The following is a 17,973-nucleotide window of genomic DNA, read 5'->3' on the forward strand; positions in this document are numbered from 1 at the left end:
AGACCGTCCGCGTGCGCCGGAGGTTCGTCCGGCATGAAGGACGAAAAAGGCTCATGACGCACATGCCGGGCGCTGCTTCATTTTCCCATGTCGGCGCGTCGGCCCACCCTTCGCTCTCCAACGCCATGGGCATGGTATTCCAGATCGCCGGCTCCAGTTCCAAGGTGATGATCGATGCACAGCGGCTCGCGATTTTGGGTCAGGACCCCGATCCCTGCATCGCGATGGCGGGACAGGTGGGCAGCCAGGTCAAGATGCGGGTCGGCACCAGCTGGCTGATCGCGAGCATCCGGGCGCTGGCGCTGGATCGCGACAATGCGTCCAGCATCATCGCCGACATCGATTTCCTGGGTGAAGGCGATCAGGAAATGCTGACCGGGCGCATCTATCGCTTCCGTCGCGGCGTCACGCGCTATCCGACGCCAGGCACCGAAATCCACCCGGTGTCCGGCGTCGATATGCAGCAAATTTATGCCGCCGACGATCGGCCCCATGTGCAGATCGGCACCGTCTATCCCACTACCGACACGCGCGCCGCGCTCTATGTCGATTCGATGCTGGGCAAGCATTTCGCGCTGCTTGGGTCGACCGGCACCGGCAAATCGACCAGCGCAGCCCTGATCCTGCACCGCATCTGCGATCTGTCGCCGCAGGGGCATATCGTGATGATCGATCCGCATGGCGAATATGGCGCGGCGTTTGCGAACAATGGCGCGGTCTATGATATCGGCAATCTCGCCCTTCCCTACTGGCTGATGAATTTCGAGGAGCATTGCGAGGTGTTCGTCACCTCCGAAGGGGCCGAGCGCACGGTCGACTCCGATATCCTCGCCAAATGCCTGCTCGCCGCGCGCATGAAGAACCGCCTGGCCGAAAGCATCGGGCGGCTGACAGTCGACTCGCCGATCCCCTATCTCCTGTCCGACCTGACCAACATTCTCCAGAATGAAATGGGCAAGCTCGACAAGGGCACCGGGTCGCTGCCCTATATGCGGCTCAAGACCAAGATCGAGGAGATCAAGGCCGATCCGCGCTACAGTTTCATGTTTTCCGGCATGCTCGTCGCCGACACGATGCAGGATTTCATCGCCAAGATTTTCCGCCTGCCGTCCAACGGCAAGCCGATCTCGATCATCGACGTATCCGCCATGCCATCGGACATTACCTCCACCGTGGTTTCGGTGCTGTCTCGGCTGGTGTTCGACTATGCGATCTGGGCGCGCGACGAACCGCAGCGGCCGATCCTGCTCGTGTGCGAGGAAGCCCACCGCTACATCCCCAACTCCACCGTCGGGCGCGGACAGGCGGTGCGGCGCATATTGGAGCGGATCGCCAAGGAAGGCCGCAAATATGGCGTGTCCCTCGGCCTCATCACCCAGCGCCCGTCCGATCTGGCCGAGGGTGTGTTGTCGCAATGCGGCACGATCATTTCGATGCGCCTCAACAATGACCGCGATCAGGCGTTCGTGAAGGCGGCCATGCCCGAAGGCGCGCGCGGCTTCCTCGATTCCATTCCGGCGCTGCGCAACCGGGAGGCGATCATCTGCGGCGAGGGCGTCGCGGTGCCGATCCGCGTCAGTCTCGACGATCTGGAAGAAGCGCGCCGCCCCGCTTCGGCCGACCCCAGCTTCACTGACCTGTGGCGTCAATGCGGCGGCGAACATGATATATTGGACCGCACCATCACCCGCTGGCGCAGTCAGGGACGATAATCATCCCGCCGGGATGATCCGCCCCGCCGGCTCGCCTTCGGCATGGACCGTCTCGCGGCATTCTTCCTCATGCACCGGCGCGAGCAGCTTCGCCTTGCGCCAGCCGCCCTGCGCATAGACCAGCGACGCCAGCAGCAGCGAGGCGAAGGACCCCGCCGGAAAGCTGAACCACAAAGCGTCCACGCCGATATGCGGGTAAAGCAGATGGTAAAAGCCGATCCGCACGCCGAACAGCGCCGCCAGCAGGATCAGCAGCGGCTTCACCACCACCCCGTTGGCGCGCATCACGCCGAACAACACCATCGTGCAACCAAAGGCGATATAGCTCCAGCTCACCCGCAACTGCATATGCCATGCCTGCGCGATGACGGGCGGATTATCGCCCAGAAAAAGCCCCAGCAACAGCTCGTGAAGCGCTAACATCACCGCCACCATCGTTCCGGTGATGAGCAGCTGATAGCCAAGACCGATGCCTGTAATCCGGCTGATCCGGTCCCATCGCCCGGCACCGATATTCTGCGCCGCCATCGCGCTGACCGCCGCGCCGACCGCCATCGCCGGCATCTGGAGATAGGTCCATAGCTGCTGCGACGCGCCATAGGCCGCCGTCACCGCCAGCCCTTCGCGATTGACGAGGCCGATCATCACCAGCCCGGACGCCGACATGACGATCATCTGAAGCCCCATCGGCAAGCCCTTGCCGAACAAGATCCGCAACTGGCTGGCCGCCGGGCGCAGATAATGCAGTTCCGCGCCGCGCAATCGCAACGGCAGGTCCTTGGCATAGGTGTAGCAGATCAGGCCGATCAGGCTGACGAAACCCGCCGCTGCGGTCGCCGCCGCCGACCCGGCGATGCCCATGGCGGGGATCGGCCCCAGTCCCAGGATCAGCACCGGGTTGAGCACCAGGTCGATCGTGACGCTGACGATCATGAAGATCAGCGGCGTGCGGGCGTCTCCCGCGCCGCGCAGCCCCATCATCATCATAACGCTGAGCAAGGTCGCGGGCATGGCGACGAAGATCACCCGCAGATAGACGAGAGCCAGCGGAAAAGCCTCCGCCGGCGTGGCCAGCAGGCGCAGCAGATCGGGCGCCCATAGCCATCCGCCCGTCGCGACGACCAGCCCCAATATCGTGCAAAAGTCCACCGCCGATCCGAAGGCCCGTCGCGCCGCGTCGATATCCCCCCGGCCCACGGCCTGCGCGATCATCACCGTCGACGCCATGCCGAACCCGAACACGACCGAAAACATCAGGAACATGACGATATTGGCGTTGGCGGTCGCCGCCAGCGCCTGCGCGCCCAGAAAGCGCCCGACCCAGATCGCGTTGATCGATCCGTTGAGCGACTGAAGGATATTGGACGCCAGCGTCGGAATTGCAAACAGCAGCAGGGTGGACGCGATCGGTCCCTGCGTCAGGTCTTTTCCCCTGCGATCGACGTTTGCCATGGGCATCCTCTTCCTTTGCCGGGTTTCAGGCGATCAGCCCAGCCGCTCCAGCGCCGCTTTCAGCCGATCGGCCTCCGCGACCTTTTCGGCATGATCCTCGCGTGCCTTGGCGACGGCTTCGGGCTTGGCCTTTTCCACGAAACTCGGATTGGACAGCCGACCGCCGAGCGAATCCCGTTCCTTTTCCGCTGCGCCGAGCGCCTTGGCCAGCCGGGCCTTTTCGGCGGCGATGTCGATCACGCCTTCCAGCGGCAGGATGAAGGTCGCCTCGTCCACGACGATCTGCGCCGCACTGCTTTGAGCAGCTAAAAATGCTATCGCATCGCCGACCGGCTTCCCATCTAGCCGAGCTGAACCGGTCCCATCCGGTAGGACAATGATATTTTTCAGGCGGGCTAAGCGGTGCAGTGCTCCCTCTTGTCGTTTCAGCCTTTCAAAAGTGAGTGGGCTGCAACCCGATATTTGCATCGTAAGCTTGGCCCCCGGCGGCACATTGAGTTCGGTGCGAGCGGTGCGGATCGCGCTCACCAGCCGGATCAGCCAGTCGATTTCCGCCTGCGCCTGCACATCGACCTCATGCAGCGCCACCGGCCAGTCCGACACGATCAGTTCGCGCGCACGCTCGCCAGTCAGGTTCCACAACTCTTCGGTTATGAATGGCATGAAGGGGTGAAGCATGACGAGGATCTGGTCGAACGCCCAGCCCGCCACCGCGCGCGTCTCGTCGTCCATCGAACCCTTGGACAGTTCGATATACCAGTCGCAAAACTGGTCCCAGACGAAGTGATAGATGGCGTTCGCCCCGGCATCGAAACGCAGTTCCGCCATGGCGGTGTCGATCGCCTGCACGGTCGCGACCGTCTCCGCGATGATCCAGCGATTGACCGGCGCCTGCGCGTGTGGCGCTTCGCGGGAGGTCGACGCGGTGACGCCATTGGCTTGCAGGAAGCGCGCCGCGTTCCACAGCTTGGTCGCGAAGTTGCGATAACCCTCGACCCGCTTCTCATCCATCTTCACGTCGCGGCCCTGGCTCTCCATCGCCGCCATGAAGAAGCGCAGCGCATCCGCGCCGAACTTGTCGATCAAGCCGAGCGGATCGACGACATTGCCCTTGGACTTGGACATTTTCTGCCCATCCGCCGCACGAACGAGGCCGTGAAGATAGAGCTTCTTCCACGGAACATCGCCCATGAACTCCATCCCCTGCATCGCCATCCGCGCGTCCCAGAAGAACAGGATATCGAAGCCGCTGATGAGCAGGTCGTTGGGGTAATGTTTTGCGACCAGGTCGCTTTGCTTCGGCCAGCCCAGCGTCGCGAACGGCCAGAGTGCCGAAGAGAACCAGGTATCGAGAACATCCGGATCGCGGACCAGCTTCTTGTTACCAGCGCGCGCCTGAGCCTCCTCCGCGCTCTCTGCGACATAAGGATGGCCATCCTCGTCATACCAGACCGGAATCTGGTGGCCCCACCACAACTGCCGCGACACGCACCAGGGCTGGATATTTTCCATCCAGTTGAAGAACGTCTTTTCCCATGTTTTGGGCACGATCTCGATCCGCCCGTCACGCACCGCCTGCATCGGCGCGACCGCGAGTTTCGCGGCATCGACATACCATTGATCGGTCAGCCATGGTTCGATCACCACGCCCGAACGGTCGCCGAACGGCGTCTGGATCGCGCGCGGCTCGAAATCGGCGGCGACCGCCTCGCCGTCCTTATTCTTCGTGATGTGCGGCACCAGCAGGCCCAATGCCTTCATCTCCGCCACCACCAGTTCGCGCGCGCCATCAACGCCATCCTTGCGGAAGCGATGCAGCCCGAGGAAGCGATCGGGGATCAGCCCGTCGGCGGTCTGGACGACATTCGCATCGGCATCGAACATGTTGAGCATGTCGCCGGCCTTGAACCCGGCGCGCTTGCCGACCTCGAAATCGTTGAAATCATGCCCCGGCGTGATCTTCACCGCGCCTGATCCCAGTTCGGGGTCGGCATGCTCGTCCGCCACGATCCTGAAGCGTCGCCCGGTGATCGGCTGGAGAATCTCCTTGCCGATCACATCCTTGTAACGCGGATCGTCCTCATTCACCGCCACCGCCATGTCGGCGAGCATGGTTTCGGGCCGTGTCGTCGCCACGACGATATGATCCGCGCCATTGGCGAGACGCCCCCCGTCGGCCAGCGGATAGCGGAAATGCCAGAAACCGCCCTGCATTTCCTTCGTCTCCACCTCCAGATCGGAAATGGCGGAACGAAAATGCGGGTCCCAGTTTACCAGCCGCTTGTCGCGATACAGCAGCCCACGCGCATGCAGCTCTACGAAGGTCTTGATAACCGCCTTGCTGAAATGCGGGTCCATCGTGAATTGTTCGCGGCTCCAGTCCATCGAACAGCCCAGCCGGCGCAACTGGCGCGTGATCGCGCCGCCGCTCTCGGCCTTCCACTCCCACACCTTCTCGACGAATTGCTCGCGCGAATAGTTGGTGCGCTTGTCCTGCCGCGCCTCCATCTGCCGCTCGACCACCATCTGGGTGGCGATACCCGCATGGTCGGTGCCCACCACCCACAGCGCATCCTTGCCGCGCAGCCGTTCGTAACGGATCACAATATCCTGCAACGTATTGTCGAGCGCATGGCCGATATGCAGCGACCCGGTCACATTGGGCGGCGGGTTGACGATAGTGAAGGGCTGCGCGTCTGGGCGCTCCGGTCGAAACAGGCCATGATCTTCCCAATGGGCATACCAGCGGGATTCGATTGCTGCGGGGTCGAAGGTCTTGGGTAATTCGCTCATGGCACGCGCTTTAGAACATCGCGCGAAAAAGTGGGAAACGGTTTTTCACAAAAGCGGCGCGGGGGCAAAAAAGTCGCCTTCGCCCGTCATTCCAGCACTCTTACCGCGCGGTGATGCGCGCGATTTCCCTGGCCACCATATCCTCGACCATCGCGGGCAGGCGCGCGTCCAGCCATTCCTTGAGCATGGGGCGCAACATCGACCGCACGAGACCGTCGAGCGTATTGTCTCCCCCATCGGCGGGTGCGATCAGCATCGAGGACAGCGCCGACAACGAATGCCGCGCCGCGACTTCGCTTTCCACCGACAGGATCGAATCATCGGCCGCCGAAGCAACGGGCGCGGAGACGGCGGGAGTGCGGCTCGGACGGCCGGTCGGCTTGGGCGCTGGCATGATTTCCTCTACCGCGATCTCGTCGGTTAGTTCCAGAACTTCGTCGGACGCTGCATCCTCGTCCTCCTCCAGCGCGGGCACACCCAGCTCGACAAAGGAACGGGAGGCCGCTGCGCGGCCGCGACGGGGGGCGGACTGAATGACGTCCTCGCCCTCTTCCGCGATGATCCGCTTGATGGACGAGAGTATCTCTTCCATCGAGGGTTCCTTGCTCATGTCGCCCATGGTTCCCCCGCTCCGCCTTCTGATCGGCCACCGAAGTCCGGCGGCACATCACGCGCCCTGAAATAGCCCCGGAACGGTTAATCGCCCGTAACTATTGCGCTGTCGCCGCCACATTGGCGTTTTGCGCGGGCGAGTCAACGGTGCGCGTCGCGACAGGCGCAGGCGCGGGATCATAATCCCAGTCGAACCACTTGCCCTTCACCCGGTCGTAATTGACGACCGGATCGTAAAGCGCGCCGCCATCCAGCGCCAGATCCTTCGCCTCCGCATGGCCCATCGCCGCCAGCAGGCTGAAGCCCGCGACATAGGCGTTCCGCCGCGCCGACACCAGTTGGACATTGGCGATCAGCGCTTCCTGCTCGGCATTGAGGATGTCGAGGATGGTGCGGCTGCCCACCGAATTTTCCGCCCGCACCCCTTCCAGCGAGAGATTGGCGGCATCGACCGCCGTCTGGCTCGACTGGATGGTCAGCAACGACGCCTGCCAGCTCGCATAGGCCGCGCGCGCCTGCGCGATCACGCCGCGCTCGACCCCGATCTCCTGCTCCATCGCGCGCGATTGCAAGGCCTGCGATTGTCGCACCTGAGCGGCCGGACGGCCACCCTGATAGAGCGGCAAGGTAGCAGTCACGCCCACAGCGACCTGCTTGTTCGCCGCCAGCGCATTGTCGAGATAATCGGTATAGCTGCCCTGCGTGAAGCCGGTCAGCGTGGGCAGCGCCCCGGCCCTGGCCACGCGGACGTCGTAGCGCGCCGCCTCCGCCGCCTTTTGCGCGGACTGGATATCGGGGTTGTCGGCGAGCGCGACCTGCACCGCGATTTCCGGCGTCGCGGGTAGCCCCGGCAGCGCAGGCGGCGGGGTCAGATCATCGGGCGCCGCGCCAACGAGCGCGATATAATTTTCCCGGCTGCCGATCAGGTTCGCCTGCGCCGTCTGAAGATCGGACCGGGCGAGCGCCAGGCGCGATTGCGACTGGGCGACATCGGTGCGGGTCAGATCGCCGACCTCAAAGCGATCGTTCGTCGCCTGAAGATTGACATCCAGCACTTTGACATTGGCGAGGTTGAGCGACACGATCGCGCTGTCGCGGATCACATCCATATAGGCGGCGACCACCTGGGCGAAGATGCTGGCTTCCGTCGCACGCAGATCGGCCCGCCCCGCTTCAACGCGCGTCTTTGCCGCCTTCACCCCATTGCGCACAGCCCCACCCGAATAGATCGGCACACTGATGCTCGCCGAAGCATTGGCCGAACGATGCGGCGAAATGAAACTGCTGGCCGGACGCACGACCAGTTCCTGAAATTCCGCGCTGGCCCCGATATTGGGCCGTCCCGCGGCCTTCTGGATCGGCACATTTTCGTCGGTGGCTCGCTGGCCCGCGCGCGCGCCGGTCAGGGTCGGGTTGGATTGATAGGCTCTGGCCAGCGCGCCCTGAAGCGTTTCCGCATGCGCGATCCCGATACCGGAGGAGGACGGCAGCAACAGGGCGATGGCGGCGGACCGCAGGGGGGAAAGTCGCTTGGCCGTCATCGGTCCCGTCTCAAAAAACGAAGCGTTCCGGCTTCGCAAAACCGGGCAGCACCACCATTTCCATGTCGACAAGGCTGGTCAGCCCGAGCGCGCCGGCAACGACGCTGCCGCTGCACAGACGGGTCACGCCGCGTTCCAGCAGACCCGTCACGACCCGGCCCCCATCGACAAGTTGCTGGACGAGCGCGGCGGGAACTTCCTCTACTGCGCCTTCGATGACCAACAGATCATAGGGCGCGCCATCGGGCGCACCGTCCACCAGCGAACCGCGCACGACATCCACGCCCGCTACGGCGACGTCCGGCCCATCGGTTGTCTCAACCGCCGTCACCTGCGCGCCGAGCCTGGCCAGCAGCGCCGCCGCATAGCCGGTCGCTGCGCCGATCAGCAGCACCTTCTCGCCGGGCGCGACCTGCGCCTCCTTGAGCAGCCGCCCCGTCACCAGCGGCGGATTGAGCGCCCGGCCGCCATCCAGCGGCACCGGCCGGTCGATATAGGCCATGGCGCGCCGTGTTTCCGGCAGGAAAGTCTCGCGCGGCACATGTGCCATCGCCGCAATGACCCGCGGATCATCGACATCGCTGGTGCGCAGCTGGCTTTCGATCATGGCAGCCCGCATCGAGGAAAAATTCTGTTCGGTCACGATAACTCCTTGCCCGCCGTCACGGGCTTGGCACAACTGTATTGATGATACAATACAGCAAAGGGATAACCGAACCTCTAAATCAGCACGCTCCCCGCGCCAAGCGGCTTTGCACGGGCAATATCAGATTCTTGGAGAAGATTATCCGACGGGCACCGGGTCGCGCTTGACTTTACCGGGAAAGCCGCACATTTGCGGCGTCCACCGCGACGGAAGGCCCGATGGCGGAGTGGTGACGCAGAGGACTGCAAATCCTTGCACGCCGGTTCGATTCCGGCTCGGGCCTCCACCGTGTCATAGTTTGACCCTGTTTTCTGCGGGTTTGGACGCAAGGGTTAGACTTCCCAAGACGCGACTATGACATCATCGGCCATGCGCTGCTGATTGGCGGCTTGGCATAGATTCGGGCCTCTTCATCGCGAACGTGACCGGACCCAGATTTAAGCGTCTGCTGTGACCAGGCTCCGCCATTCGTCGCATGATCGCCTTGCGCAGACCATGGGCGCTACATTGCGGCAGGCGCGCCGCGTCGCACTGTTCGCGAAACCACCCGTCAAACCCCTTGACGGAAAACGACTTCCTCCACTTGGTGACGACGAAGCACAGCGCGTTAAGGGCAGTCATACGCATTAGGCCAATATAGGGATGAACTGGTCCATATGACACCGTTGCGATGGCCGATGCGGTGAAGCTACCGACCACGGCGTCGCAGCCACCGTCGCGTTGCACTGCTATGGCGCTGCCGAGCGTACCCCCTCCCCATTCCCTGCGCCCTCCCGACCTACGATCGCTTATAGATTTGCGCGCACGCGAATAAATATTGATTTAGATTAATATTCAATTGAGATCTTTGGAGTGGTTCCGTCAATCAGACTGTTATTCTTGGCTAAGCAAGTATTCGACCTGGGGCGATAATATCCATTATGGACCAGCCTTAATTTGCTCGGACGCCCTTCAACTATAGTCCTTCAAAACAATGTGGCATGGTCATTCGCAAACGGCGGGATCAATGGCACGAGCGCGTCGCCCTCGTCTAGCCGCACCGTCAGGCGTCGACGGCCGTACTCTGGCGTTTGAGCGCGCGGAGCAGGAGGAGCGACATGGTGCCGAACCAGACGCTGAACACGCACACCGGCACCCACAGGACGAACAGGCCGTTCCATGAAAAGGGGCCAACCTTGGTCAGGAAGCCGAACGCGCCCAGTTCAAAGGCGAACATCGTCCAGATCGTCAGATAGCCGCTCCAGCGCGGGAAAGCGGAGTCCACATCCGTCCTTTGCGTCAGGATGACGATCGCGATGGCGGTGAACTGGAACAGCCCGAACTGCGGCGTCGTGACGAAGGTCAGGTTGGCCAGCTCGTGCATGAGCAGGGTCAGTTCCGGGGCGCGATCGGCGCTGAATGCGGCGACGCCCCAAAAAAGAGGCGGCAGAACCAGAAAGAGCGAGGACATGGCGCCTGTCGCAAGTTGCAGGATCGACCAGACCGGCACGCCTTTTTCCAGCCGCGCCATCTGCACGAACAACACGACCGCAAAGGGCACCTGCCAGGCGCCCGTCCATGAGCAGATCATCGCGCCGATCTTGATCTTGAGCGCATTGGCCGCGTAGAAGGAGGCGACCTCTTGCGCGCCCAGTGTCGCGTCGGGCAGCGGAAACAGTCCCATCAGCCAGATATAGCCGAAGCCCCATAGCGAAACGGCGATGATGGACGACCACAGAATGATCGACTGGGCGCGCTGCGTGGTCATGATATACTCCCCGATGCCTGTCTTATTGCTTGGCGGGCGGCCGATACCGCCTTTGTGCCACCATTTATCGAAAAGCCCATAGTCCGATCAGCCCGGCGCAGACGGCCATAGTCCAGCTTCCCAGCGCCAGTTTGAGCAGGGTCGGGCCGGAGCGCACATCCATGAACTGCAGGATCACGATCCACGCCTTTGCAAAGGCGATAATCAGCACGGCCATGGCGATCGCTTTCGCGCTGCTCCCCGACGCGCCTCGCGTTTCGACCGAGGCGAGCGTGGCGGCGACGAGCACCGCCCACCACAAAACGAGCCGGCCCTCCCCTTTGTCGATCATAGCGGTTCCAGCACGTAAAAAAGTGCGAACAGAATAATCCACAGCAGATCGACGAGATGCCAGAACAGGGCGGCGCTTTCGATCAGCGCTATGCGGTCGTCGGCGAGCGGGGTCGAGGCAAGCTGCGATTGCGCCCAGCCCAGCGCCGCCAGGCCCAGCAATACATGGAACAGGTGGATGCCGGTGAAGGCGAAATAATAGACGAAGAAATCGCCCGATAGCGGCGTGATGCCCTGCGCGATCTTGGCGCTATATTCTACGATCTTGACGATCACAAACCCGGCCCCGCACAGCATGGCGAGGCGGATGGGCGTGCGGGCCGGTCGGCCGGATCGCTTCGCACGCTCCACGCCAAGCGCGACGAGGAGGCTGCTCGTCAACAACAGTAAGGTGTTGACCAGCCCAAGGCCCGCATCCAGCAGGCTATGCCCCGCCGCGAATTGCGCCGGCTGCTCTCCTGCCGCTTTGGCGAAAACAACGAAAAACAGGGTGAAGAACAGCATATCGCCGGCGATCAGCGCCCAGATGCCGCCCTCGCCGGGTATCCGCCCTGCTCTATTGGTCATCCCGCAACTCCCCGCCCGATCAGCATGAGCCAGCATCACCCGATGCAGGCGCTCATCGCCTGCATCGGGTGACAATTGTCTCAGCCGGCCAGCGTGGGATTATATTGCCAGCCTTCGCGCGGACCACAGACATTGTTGACCAGACCGACGCCCTTCTGGCCGTTCAGGGTCAAGTTGGCCAGACGATCCTGAATGTCGAAATGCCAGCGGTCGTCGTCACCAGGGCGCCTGAGCGACTGAAGCGTGCTGTTGCGGTTGAAATCCCACGTTTCGCCTTCCACCAACAGCGGCCCGCGATCCAGGCCATGGCGATCGTCATAGCCTTGCCCCGCATTGTAGAAGGGCGCGTGAATAGCCTTGGCCTCCAGCGTCCAGATCTTGCCATGCTCGTCGGTGAATTCCCATTCGGCCTGGCTCCACAAGCGCGTGCTGCCCTGTGCCGTCGTATCCTCGTCGAAATGGAAATTGTGCCGCGCCTTGACGAGCCGGACCACGCGGCCGTCATCATACATGATCGCGCCGTCTTCCAGCTGATAATCATTGCCATCCACGGGCACGTGGAAAAAGGTGAAGTTCAGGACGCAATCGTCGAAATGGCCCATGATCCAGAAATAGGCCTCGACATGGCGCATCAGCCCCTTGCCGCGAACGCCCCAGGTGCGATCGCGCACGCCGACATAGCGCTTGAGTTCGATAGTCTCGCCTTCGATCGTGATCGACCCGTCGAAATAGCCCATCTGCGTGAAATGGGTCATCGGATGGCTGGGCACGTCGAGCTTGTTGTAGAGGAACGGCGCGACGCGGGCGGTGAAGTCGATCGAGCCGGAAATGCCATGCGGATTTTCCCCGAGCGAAAAGCGCTGCCGCTTCATCGGCTCGATGATCTCGACCGACAGCGGCCCGACATAACTGTTGTTGCGATCCGTTTCGTTGCTCTCGTGCGAGATATGGCGCGACGCGCGGAAATTATACTGCACCCCATCACGAATGACGCAGAAAGAACCATCGATGACGCCGTGGCCGCTGACATTGGGATAGGTGCCAAGGCCCGCAGCGATGTAGGTTCGCCCATCCTGCCCGTGGCAGCCGAACCAGCAGCGATCCATGAAGCTTTCGCTCTTGTTGGCGACGGTATCGATCGTATCGCCGGTCTGATGAATGAAATAATCGTCGAATTTCGTCAGAGCCATCATGCTATCCTTCCAGAATAAAAGATTTTTTCACGCCATGGCGGAGGCCCGTCACGCGCATGCGCGCGCTTTGGCCTGTTCCGCTTCCTCGATTGCCTGCGCCATGCGCTGCGCCGGCAACTGGACGAAGGACCCCAGCACCAGTAGCTCGGGATAGGCCTGGGGCAGCGAATAAAAGCGCAGGTCGGATTCCGACATGACCACATACATGATGAAAAACCGGAAAACGTTGCAGTATTTGATCTGGAATTCCGTCACCGGCTTCCCGCCTGCCTCGACATAATCGACCATGAACTGACTGACGTCATCCTCGCTCGAGAATGTGGCGCATAATCCCGCGAGATCTTCGGCGCGACCGCCCAGATGCGATAATTCCCAGTCCAGGACACCGCTAATATCTTCGCCCTGCATCATGATGTTGTGCAGCGCATAGTCTCCGTGGACGAGCACCGGCGGCTCTGCGGCCTGGGGGAGATTGGCGCGCAGCCAGTGCAGCGTCGCTTCGATCGTCGGCGACGAAAGCCCGGTCGATCGCCACAATCTGATCCAGCGGTCGAGATAGGCGTCCATCGCTTCGCTCGTCGAAGCGCCCACCAGGTCCGCATCGACAAGGCTTTGCCGCAAATCCGGGTCCGATCCGTCGAGCGGAATGGCGTGGATCGTCGCGAGTTGCGTCGCCAGCGCGCGAAGCTGCGCCGGGTTGAGCCGCTGCGCTTCGACGACCGTGCCGAAATTCTCCCCTTCCAGCTTGCGCATCACGAGAAACGGGGCGTCATATTTTTCGATGTCGCGCTCAAGCCAGATCGGCTCCGCTACCGCCGCGCCGTGGCGATGCAGATAGCGGAGCAGGAAATATTCACCGTCGATCGTACGCCCTTCGATGCCGAGCGGAAGGCCGGTGCTGGCCCGCGCGACGAGGTCCCAGCGCCCCCCCTTGTCATCTGCAAGCGTGAACAGCGTCGTTAGATTGGAAAAGCCGCCGATCAGGCTGGTGAACTCCACCACCCGCGCTTGCGCAAATGCGCCACCTTGTGCGCGCGCCGATGTTTCCAGGCTCTGCCTGAAGTCCCGCTGCTGCCCGACTGCCGCTTGTTCGGCGGAAGGAAGCTTGAGGACCTGTTCCTCCCAGCGGCACAGCGACGTGACGATGCCCTTCATCTCGCCGCCCGGGTCCGCCGGATAGGCTGAACCGGCCACCAGCGACGACAGGACCGACTTCAGTGCGAGAAGGCTATCCTGCGCCTCGACATAGTCGCTCGCTACATCGATGGTCGGCGCCAGTTGACGGAACCTCTCAAGTGCGTCCGCATCCGCCGTCTGGCGCTCGATCAACGCCGCCATATGCGCCGCCAATGCGTAACCCGAAGCATAGAGGTCGACAAGTTGGGCCGGATTATCGCGGCGGAGCAATTCGCCCGCAACCGTTGCCACCGACATCCGATCCATGTCGGACTCCGGGATGGCGAAACGGCTCGCCATGCGTCCTGCCGCGTTTGCCAAGGCGTCGAACAGACGCCGCTTGTGCGGATTGATCGCGTTCTGCCGCATCGTCATAAGTTTCGGCTCTCTCCAGGCGGGAGTTATTTTTTGCGTCCGCTAATTGTGCGGAAACGATGGCCGCTGATATCAGCCATCCCCCCAGCAGTCAACGAAGAATGGTTGACCATTCGAGTTTACGGCGAGCGCGCTGACGGCTAGGAAATGCCGTGCGCCCTTGCTAAGCGGCTGGAGAAGATGACGATGACGAAAACAAATCGGCCGACCAAGCGACTGGAAAACCGCGCGCAGCGTCAGACCCAGATACTCGATGCTGCCCGCGCCTGCGTTCGCGTCGATGGCTTCCACGCGGCGAGTTTGAGCCGGATCGCTGCCCAGGCGTCGATGAGCGGCGGGCACATTTATCAGTATTTCGATACCAAAGAAGCAATCATGATTGCGCTTTGCGAGCGCGATTTCGAAGATTTCATGCTGGGGATCACGAAACTGGGGGATCATGTATCCCACGACAAAGCTACGACCATTGAATCGCTGACCAACCAGATCATGTCGCTCTACAGTCATGATCGGACGGCGCTGACGTTGGACATCATTGCGGAAGCTGGCCACAATCCGAAATTTCTCGACTTGTTGTCGCGCGTGGACGACCGCATCCGTGTCGCCTTTCGGACGATCATCGAACCGCTGTTGCAAGACCTTACGCGGCAGGAAATCGACGAGCGTGTGGAAACCCTGCTGGTGATGGCGCGTGGCCTGGCCGTCCAGATGTGCATTCGTCCGGCCAGCGACCATCGCCTTCTCGCCGCGACGCTAAAGCACGCCCTTCGAGGAGCGCTGGCCATCTAAGACGTTCAGGCGCGCACAGCCGGGTCGAGAAATGTGCCGTTAGCCGAGGTAGTCACGAAACTATCCAATTGAAGCTGGACCACCAATGGCCTCACCGTTGTCCTGCTACGTCTTAGCCAGCGAGTCCGACCTCACGGTGTACGTTTAATTCTCTACACCGGGCGCAAATACTAGGGATTTGGAGAAGCGGTTGCGCCCCTCGCTTTTAGCCCGATAGAGGGCGTGATCGGCGGCTTGTAAAAGCCCTTCCGGCATCCGCATCGTACCTCCCACGCGAGCAAGGGCAGTGGCAATTCCAATGCTCGCGGTCACGACTGGCGCGGCGGAGTTTCCAAGATGTGGTATCTGCAAAGCCTCGATCGCATGTCCGATCCGGCGGGCAACTTCCGTCGCTCCATCCGCGTTCGTTCCGCTCAAAATGACGGCGAACTCTTCGCCGCCGTAGCGGCAGGCCAGGTCATCGGGTCGGGTAAGCACGGAACGGGTAGCAGCCGCCACGCTGCGCAGGCAATCATCGCCTGCCTGATGTCCATATTCGTCGTTAAACAGCTTAAAATTGTCCAGATCCAGAAGCAGCAATGAAAGCTGAGACATATCGCGCACGGCCTTGCGCCATTCGAGATCGAGCGTCTGGTCGAATGATCGCCTATTTGCCAGCCCTGTCAGACCGTCCTCCAGGGCAAGTACGGCTAATTTCTCCTCCACATGTTTAAGATCAGTGATGTCGCGCAGGACGAGGATAGTCGATCCCGTCCCGTCCTCGGAGAGAACGGAGTTACCCTCGACCCAGATGGAAGTGCCATCAGCGCACAACAGACGCGTCTGGTGACGGAGCCGCACCGTTTGCCCGCTCCGATGATGCGCTAACGCTTGGGCAAGCGCAGGTCTGTCCTCATCGGGAACGAGCCACACCATGTCAGTGCCGACCACCTGTTCCGGCTTGTAGCCCAGCATGCGCTCCACCGAGGGCGATATGTATGTTACCATCCCGTCGGGTCCAAAGTGGGCGAGAACATCGGACGCCTGCTCGGCAAGCACGCGATACACGGATTCATCAATCGGCTGGGCAGACGCACGAGAAGGAATCCGCCGAAGAAAATCGCTGAAGAACGTCACAGCCCAATCCTTAAATGGAGCAGCCTAGGCCGAGATGCTTAAAAAACAGTGTGCGGCGGCAGGAAATGCCGGAGACGGTTCTGCCGAAGAATGCTTCAGAAATTACCTCAAAATTCATCATCCTTGATTCTGGATATAGGGCACCTGCCTGCCAACCTCGGGCCTGCGCCCAATTATCGCTAGCATCCCTACCGAGCTATGTTCATCTGACGCCAGAGTGACCCACCAACTATGTAAATTGGTCAGCAATCCGCGATCTCAATCCGAAAACCGGGCGGCCCACAAACGACCCTGCGCGGTCGCTCGTATTCGACGAATCGCGCCACGACGCTAATGAACAGTCGGTCTCGTTTCAGCAGAGTGAACCGCCGGTCGCGCAACGAACCAAATTCGCCGTTTAGCCTCCAATTTACCCCAACGCCCGCCGTATCGAAGGTCACCCGCATATGCCAAGCGCCTTGCGAATTGTGTCGGCGTAGAAGCCCGACATCTCTACGGAATGCCGCCGAGCCCGTGGCAGTCGGCGAGAGCAGGAAGGTCTGTCCGTACATGCAGAGGTCGCCCGCGACCCTTACATTGTCGCTGATGCTCGGCATGGATCCACAGTTCCAGGCTCAGCGTCGCGAGCGAAGCTTGCGATCGCTGTATTGCTGCTCGGACGGCGTGCGTGGTCGTGGAGCTCCCGTGACGTACCTGTCCCACATGGCTTCCTTCCATTCCCTCGAAGGAGCGCACCATCAAACACATAGTCAGGCACCGTGCCGGTGCGCTGCCTCACCGGCGTGAAGGAGCTGTCCGCCGCGACGCCCCTCATATGTCCCGAGGGGTGCTTTTGCGGACGACGAGTTCCACATCCTGTTCGATGCGTTGCGGGCCGTCCTTCACGCTGCTCCGGTCGAGCAGCAGATGCGCGGCCGAGGTCGCCTGTTCCACGATCGATTGCCTGACTGTGGTCAAAGTTGGCCAGATCATGCGGGCGATCTCGCTGTCATCGAAACCCGTCACCGCGATGTCAGACGGTACAGCTATGCCGTTGGCGCCAAGGACACCGATCACGCCGGCCGCCATCTCGTCATTGGCGGCGCAAATGACGGAAGGCCGAGGCTCTGCGGACGGGTGCAATATCCGCCTCGTCGCCTCCGCACCCGAATCATAGGTGTAATCGCCTTGCTCGAAGATGACTGCGGCCGGGCTGATGCCATGAGCTGTCAGTGCCTCTTTGAACGCGGCCATCCGAATGTGCGAGGAGCTATGGCTGGGCGGTCCACCGATAATGGCGAACCTGCGATGCCCTAGCTGATAGAGATGCTCGACCAATTGTCGTACCCCGTCTCCGTCACGGGCGAATACGGCATCCGTTCTTGCGGCGTCACTGGCCGGCGACATGCGCACCATGGGTATCCCGCGCGCTTCAAGGAGATCGAGAAGGGCGGCATCATCGGTCAGTGGCGGGAGAAGGATTGCCCCCGCAAGGCCGACGCTGTCGACCAGTTCCTCTATGCTTTTGGCGATATCGGTGTCTTCGGGCGCGAATTCCTCAAGCGTGAGGAAGGTGCCCGTTTGCCGGCAGACTCTCGAAACGCCGAGCACGACATCGGCCACATAATGCGGCGAAGGATTGTTGTTCAGGATGGCGACCAGAAAAGACCGGTCGCTTCGCAAGGCTCTGGCCGCCAAATTCGGGCGAAACTTCAGCTGCTCGATAGCCTTGTGAACCTTCTCCTTCGTCTCGGCCGAAACGCCCGGCTCGCCATTGATAACGCGTGAAACCGTCCGCGCCGCAACACCCGCAAGCGCGCCCACGTCATGCAATGTCGGTTTTGTGTCCCTGCTCATACGGCCCAATGCTCTCCTGGGAGAATTTTCAGACTATCCGAACCAATTGTCAACGTGGCCAATTCCTCTTGCCAACGTTGGCATCGAT

Annotated in this window: 14 protein-coding genes and 1 tRNA gene; 3 read left to right on the top strand and 12 right to left on the bottom strand. The window is 61.6% G+C overall.

The window, feature by feature from the left end:
- Window positions 1-53: 53 nt before the first annotated feature.
- Complete coding sequence (locus ACODSN_RS07365; RefSeq protein ID WP_489054281.1) at window positions 54-1,712, top strand: ATP-binding protein; 1,659 nt, start codon at window positions 54-56, stop codon at window positions 1,710-1,712.
- Here the strand turns inward: ACODSN_RS07365 and ACODSN_RS07370 are convergent, their stop codons facing one another.
- The 5 genes from ACODSN_RS07370 to ACODSN_RS07390 all read right to left on the bottom strand — a co-directional run bounded on the left by ACODSN_RS07370 (window position 1,713) and on the right by ACODSN_RS07390 (window position 8,753).
- Entirely contained in the window at window positions 1,713-3,164 is a 1,452-nt protein-coding gene (locus ACODSN_RS07370) for an MATE family efflux transporter (RefSeq protein WP_489054283.1), read from the bottom strand. It abuts the gene before it with no gap.
- Window positions 3,165-3,197: 33 nt separating this feature from the next.
- Window positions 3,198-5,957 carry a valine--tRNA ligase gene (locus ACODSN_RS07375; RefSeq protein WP_489054284.1) on the bottom strand — a complete coding sequence of 920 codons (2,760 nt, stop codon included), beginning with the start codon at window positions 5,955-5,957 and terminating at the stop codon, window positions 3,198-3,200.
- Between the two features lie 100 nt (window positions 5,958-6,057).
- On the bottom strand, window positions 6,058-6,576 hold the full coding sequence (locus ACODSN_RS07380) for a DUF2497 domain-containing protein (protein WP_489054285.1): 519 nt from the start codon (window positions 6,574-6,576) through the stop codon (window positions 6,058-6,060).
- 91 nt (window positions 6,577-6,667) lie between these two features.
- Window positions 6,668-8,110, bottom strand: coding sequence for a TolC family outer membrane protein (locus ACODSN_RS07385; protein WP_489054286.1), 1,443 nt, complete (start codon window positions 8,108-8,110; stop codon window positions 6,668-6,670).
- A gap of 10 nt (window positions 8,111-8,120) precedes the next feature.
- Window positions 8,121-8,753 (bottom strand): protein-L-isoaspartate O-methyltransferase family protein, encoded by a 633-nt coding sequence (locus ACODSN_RS07390; protein WP_489054287.1) that lies wholly within the window; start codon window positions 8,751-8,753, stop codon window positions 8,121-8,123.
- 215 nt (window positions 8,754-8,968) lie between these two features.
- Here ACODSN_RS07390 and ACODSN_RS07395 point away from each other — a divergent pair.
- Window positions 8,969-9,042 (top strand) — tRNA-Cys (locus tag ACODSN_RS07395).
- A gap of 756 nt (window positions 9,043-9,798) precedes the next feature.
- Here ACODSN_RS07395 and ACODSN_RS07400 read toward each other — a convergent pair.
- The 5 genes from ACODSN_RS07400 to ACODSN_RS07420 all read right to left on the bottom strand — a co-directional run bounded on the left by ACODSN_RS07400 (window position 9,799) and on the right by ACODSN_RS07420 (window position 14,144).
- Window positions 9,799-10,503 carry a hypothetical protein gene (locus ACODSN_RS07400; RefSeq protein ID WP_489054288.1) on the bottom strand — a complete coding sequence of 235 codons (705 nt, stop codon included), beginning with the start codon at window positions 10,501-10,503 and terminating at the stop codon, window positions 9,799-9,801.
- 64 nt (window positions 10,504-10,567) lie between these two features.
- A complete protein-coding gene (locus ACODSN_RS07405) occupies window positions 10,568-10,834 on the bottom strand; it encodes a cytochrome C oxidase subunit IV family protein (RefSeq protein ID WP_489054289.1) in 267 nt (88 codons plus the stop codon).
- On the bottom strand, window positions 10,831-11,400 hold the full coding sequence (locus tag ACODSN_RS07410; RefSeq protein WP_489054291.1) for a cytochrome c oxidase subunit 3: 570 nt from the start codon (window positions 11,398-11,400) through the stop codon (window positions 10,831-10,833). Before ACODSN_RS07410 ends, ACODSN_RS07405 begins: the two co-directional genes overlap by 4 nt.
- 80 nt (window positions 11,401-11,480) lie before the next feature.
- Window positions 11,481-12,593, bottom strand: coding sequence for an Rv3169 family protein (locus ACODSN_RS07415; protein ID WP_489054292.1), 1,113 nt, complete (start codon window positions 12,591-12,593; stop codon window positions 11,481-11,483).
- 48 nt (window positions 12,594-12,641) lie between these two features.
- Window positions 12,642-14,144: a phosphotransferase family protein gene (locus ACODSN_RS07420; RefSeq protein ID WP_489054294.1), complete on the bottom strand. Its 1,503-nt coding sequence runs from the start codon at window positions 14,142-14,144 to the stop codon at window positions 12,642-12,644.
- A 180-nt stretch (window positions 14,145-14,324) separates the two neighbouring features.
- Here ACODSN_RS07420 and ACODSN_RS07425 point away from each other — a divergent pair, with 180 nt between their 5' ends.
- Window positions 14,325-14,933 (top strand): TetR/AcrR family transcriptional regulator, encoded by a 609-nt coding sequence (locus tag ACODSN_RS07425; RefSeq protein WP_489054296.1) that lies wholly within the window; start codon window positions 14,325-14,327, stop codon window positions 14,931-14,933.
- A gap of 144 nt (window positions 14,934-15,077) precedes the next feature.
- Here ACODSN_RS07425 and ACODSN_RS07430 read toward each other — a convergent pair whose 3' ends face one another.
- A complete protein-coding gene (locus tag ACODSN_RS07430; RefSeq protein ID WP_489054298.1) occupies window positions 15,078-16,049 on the bottom strand; it encodes a diguanylate cyclase in 972 nt (323 codons plus the stop codon).
- Window positions 16,050-16,859: 810 nt separating this feature from the next.
- Window positions 16,860-17,852, bottom strand: coding sequence for a LacI family DNA-binding transcriptional regulator (locus tag ACODSN_RS07435; protein ID WP_489054300.1), 993 nt, complete (start codon window positions 17,850-17,852; stop codon window positions 16,860-16,862).
- Window positions 17,853-17,973: the final 121 nt, after the last annotated feature.

The organism is Sphingobium sp. FG11 (genome assembly GCF_057809915.1).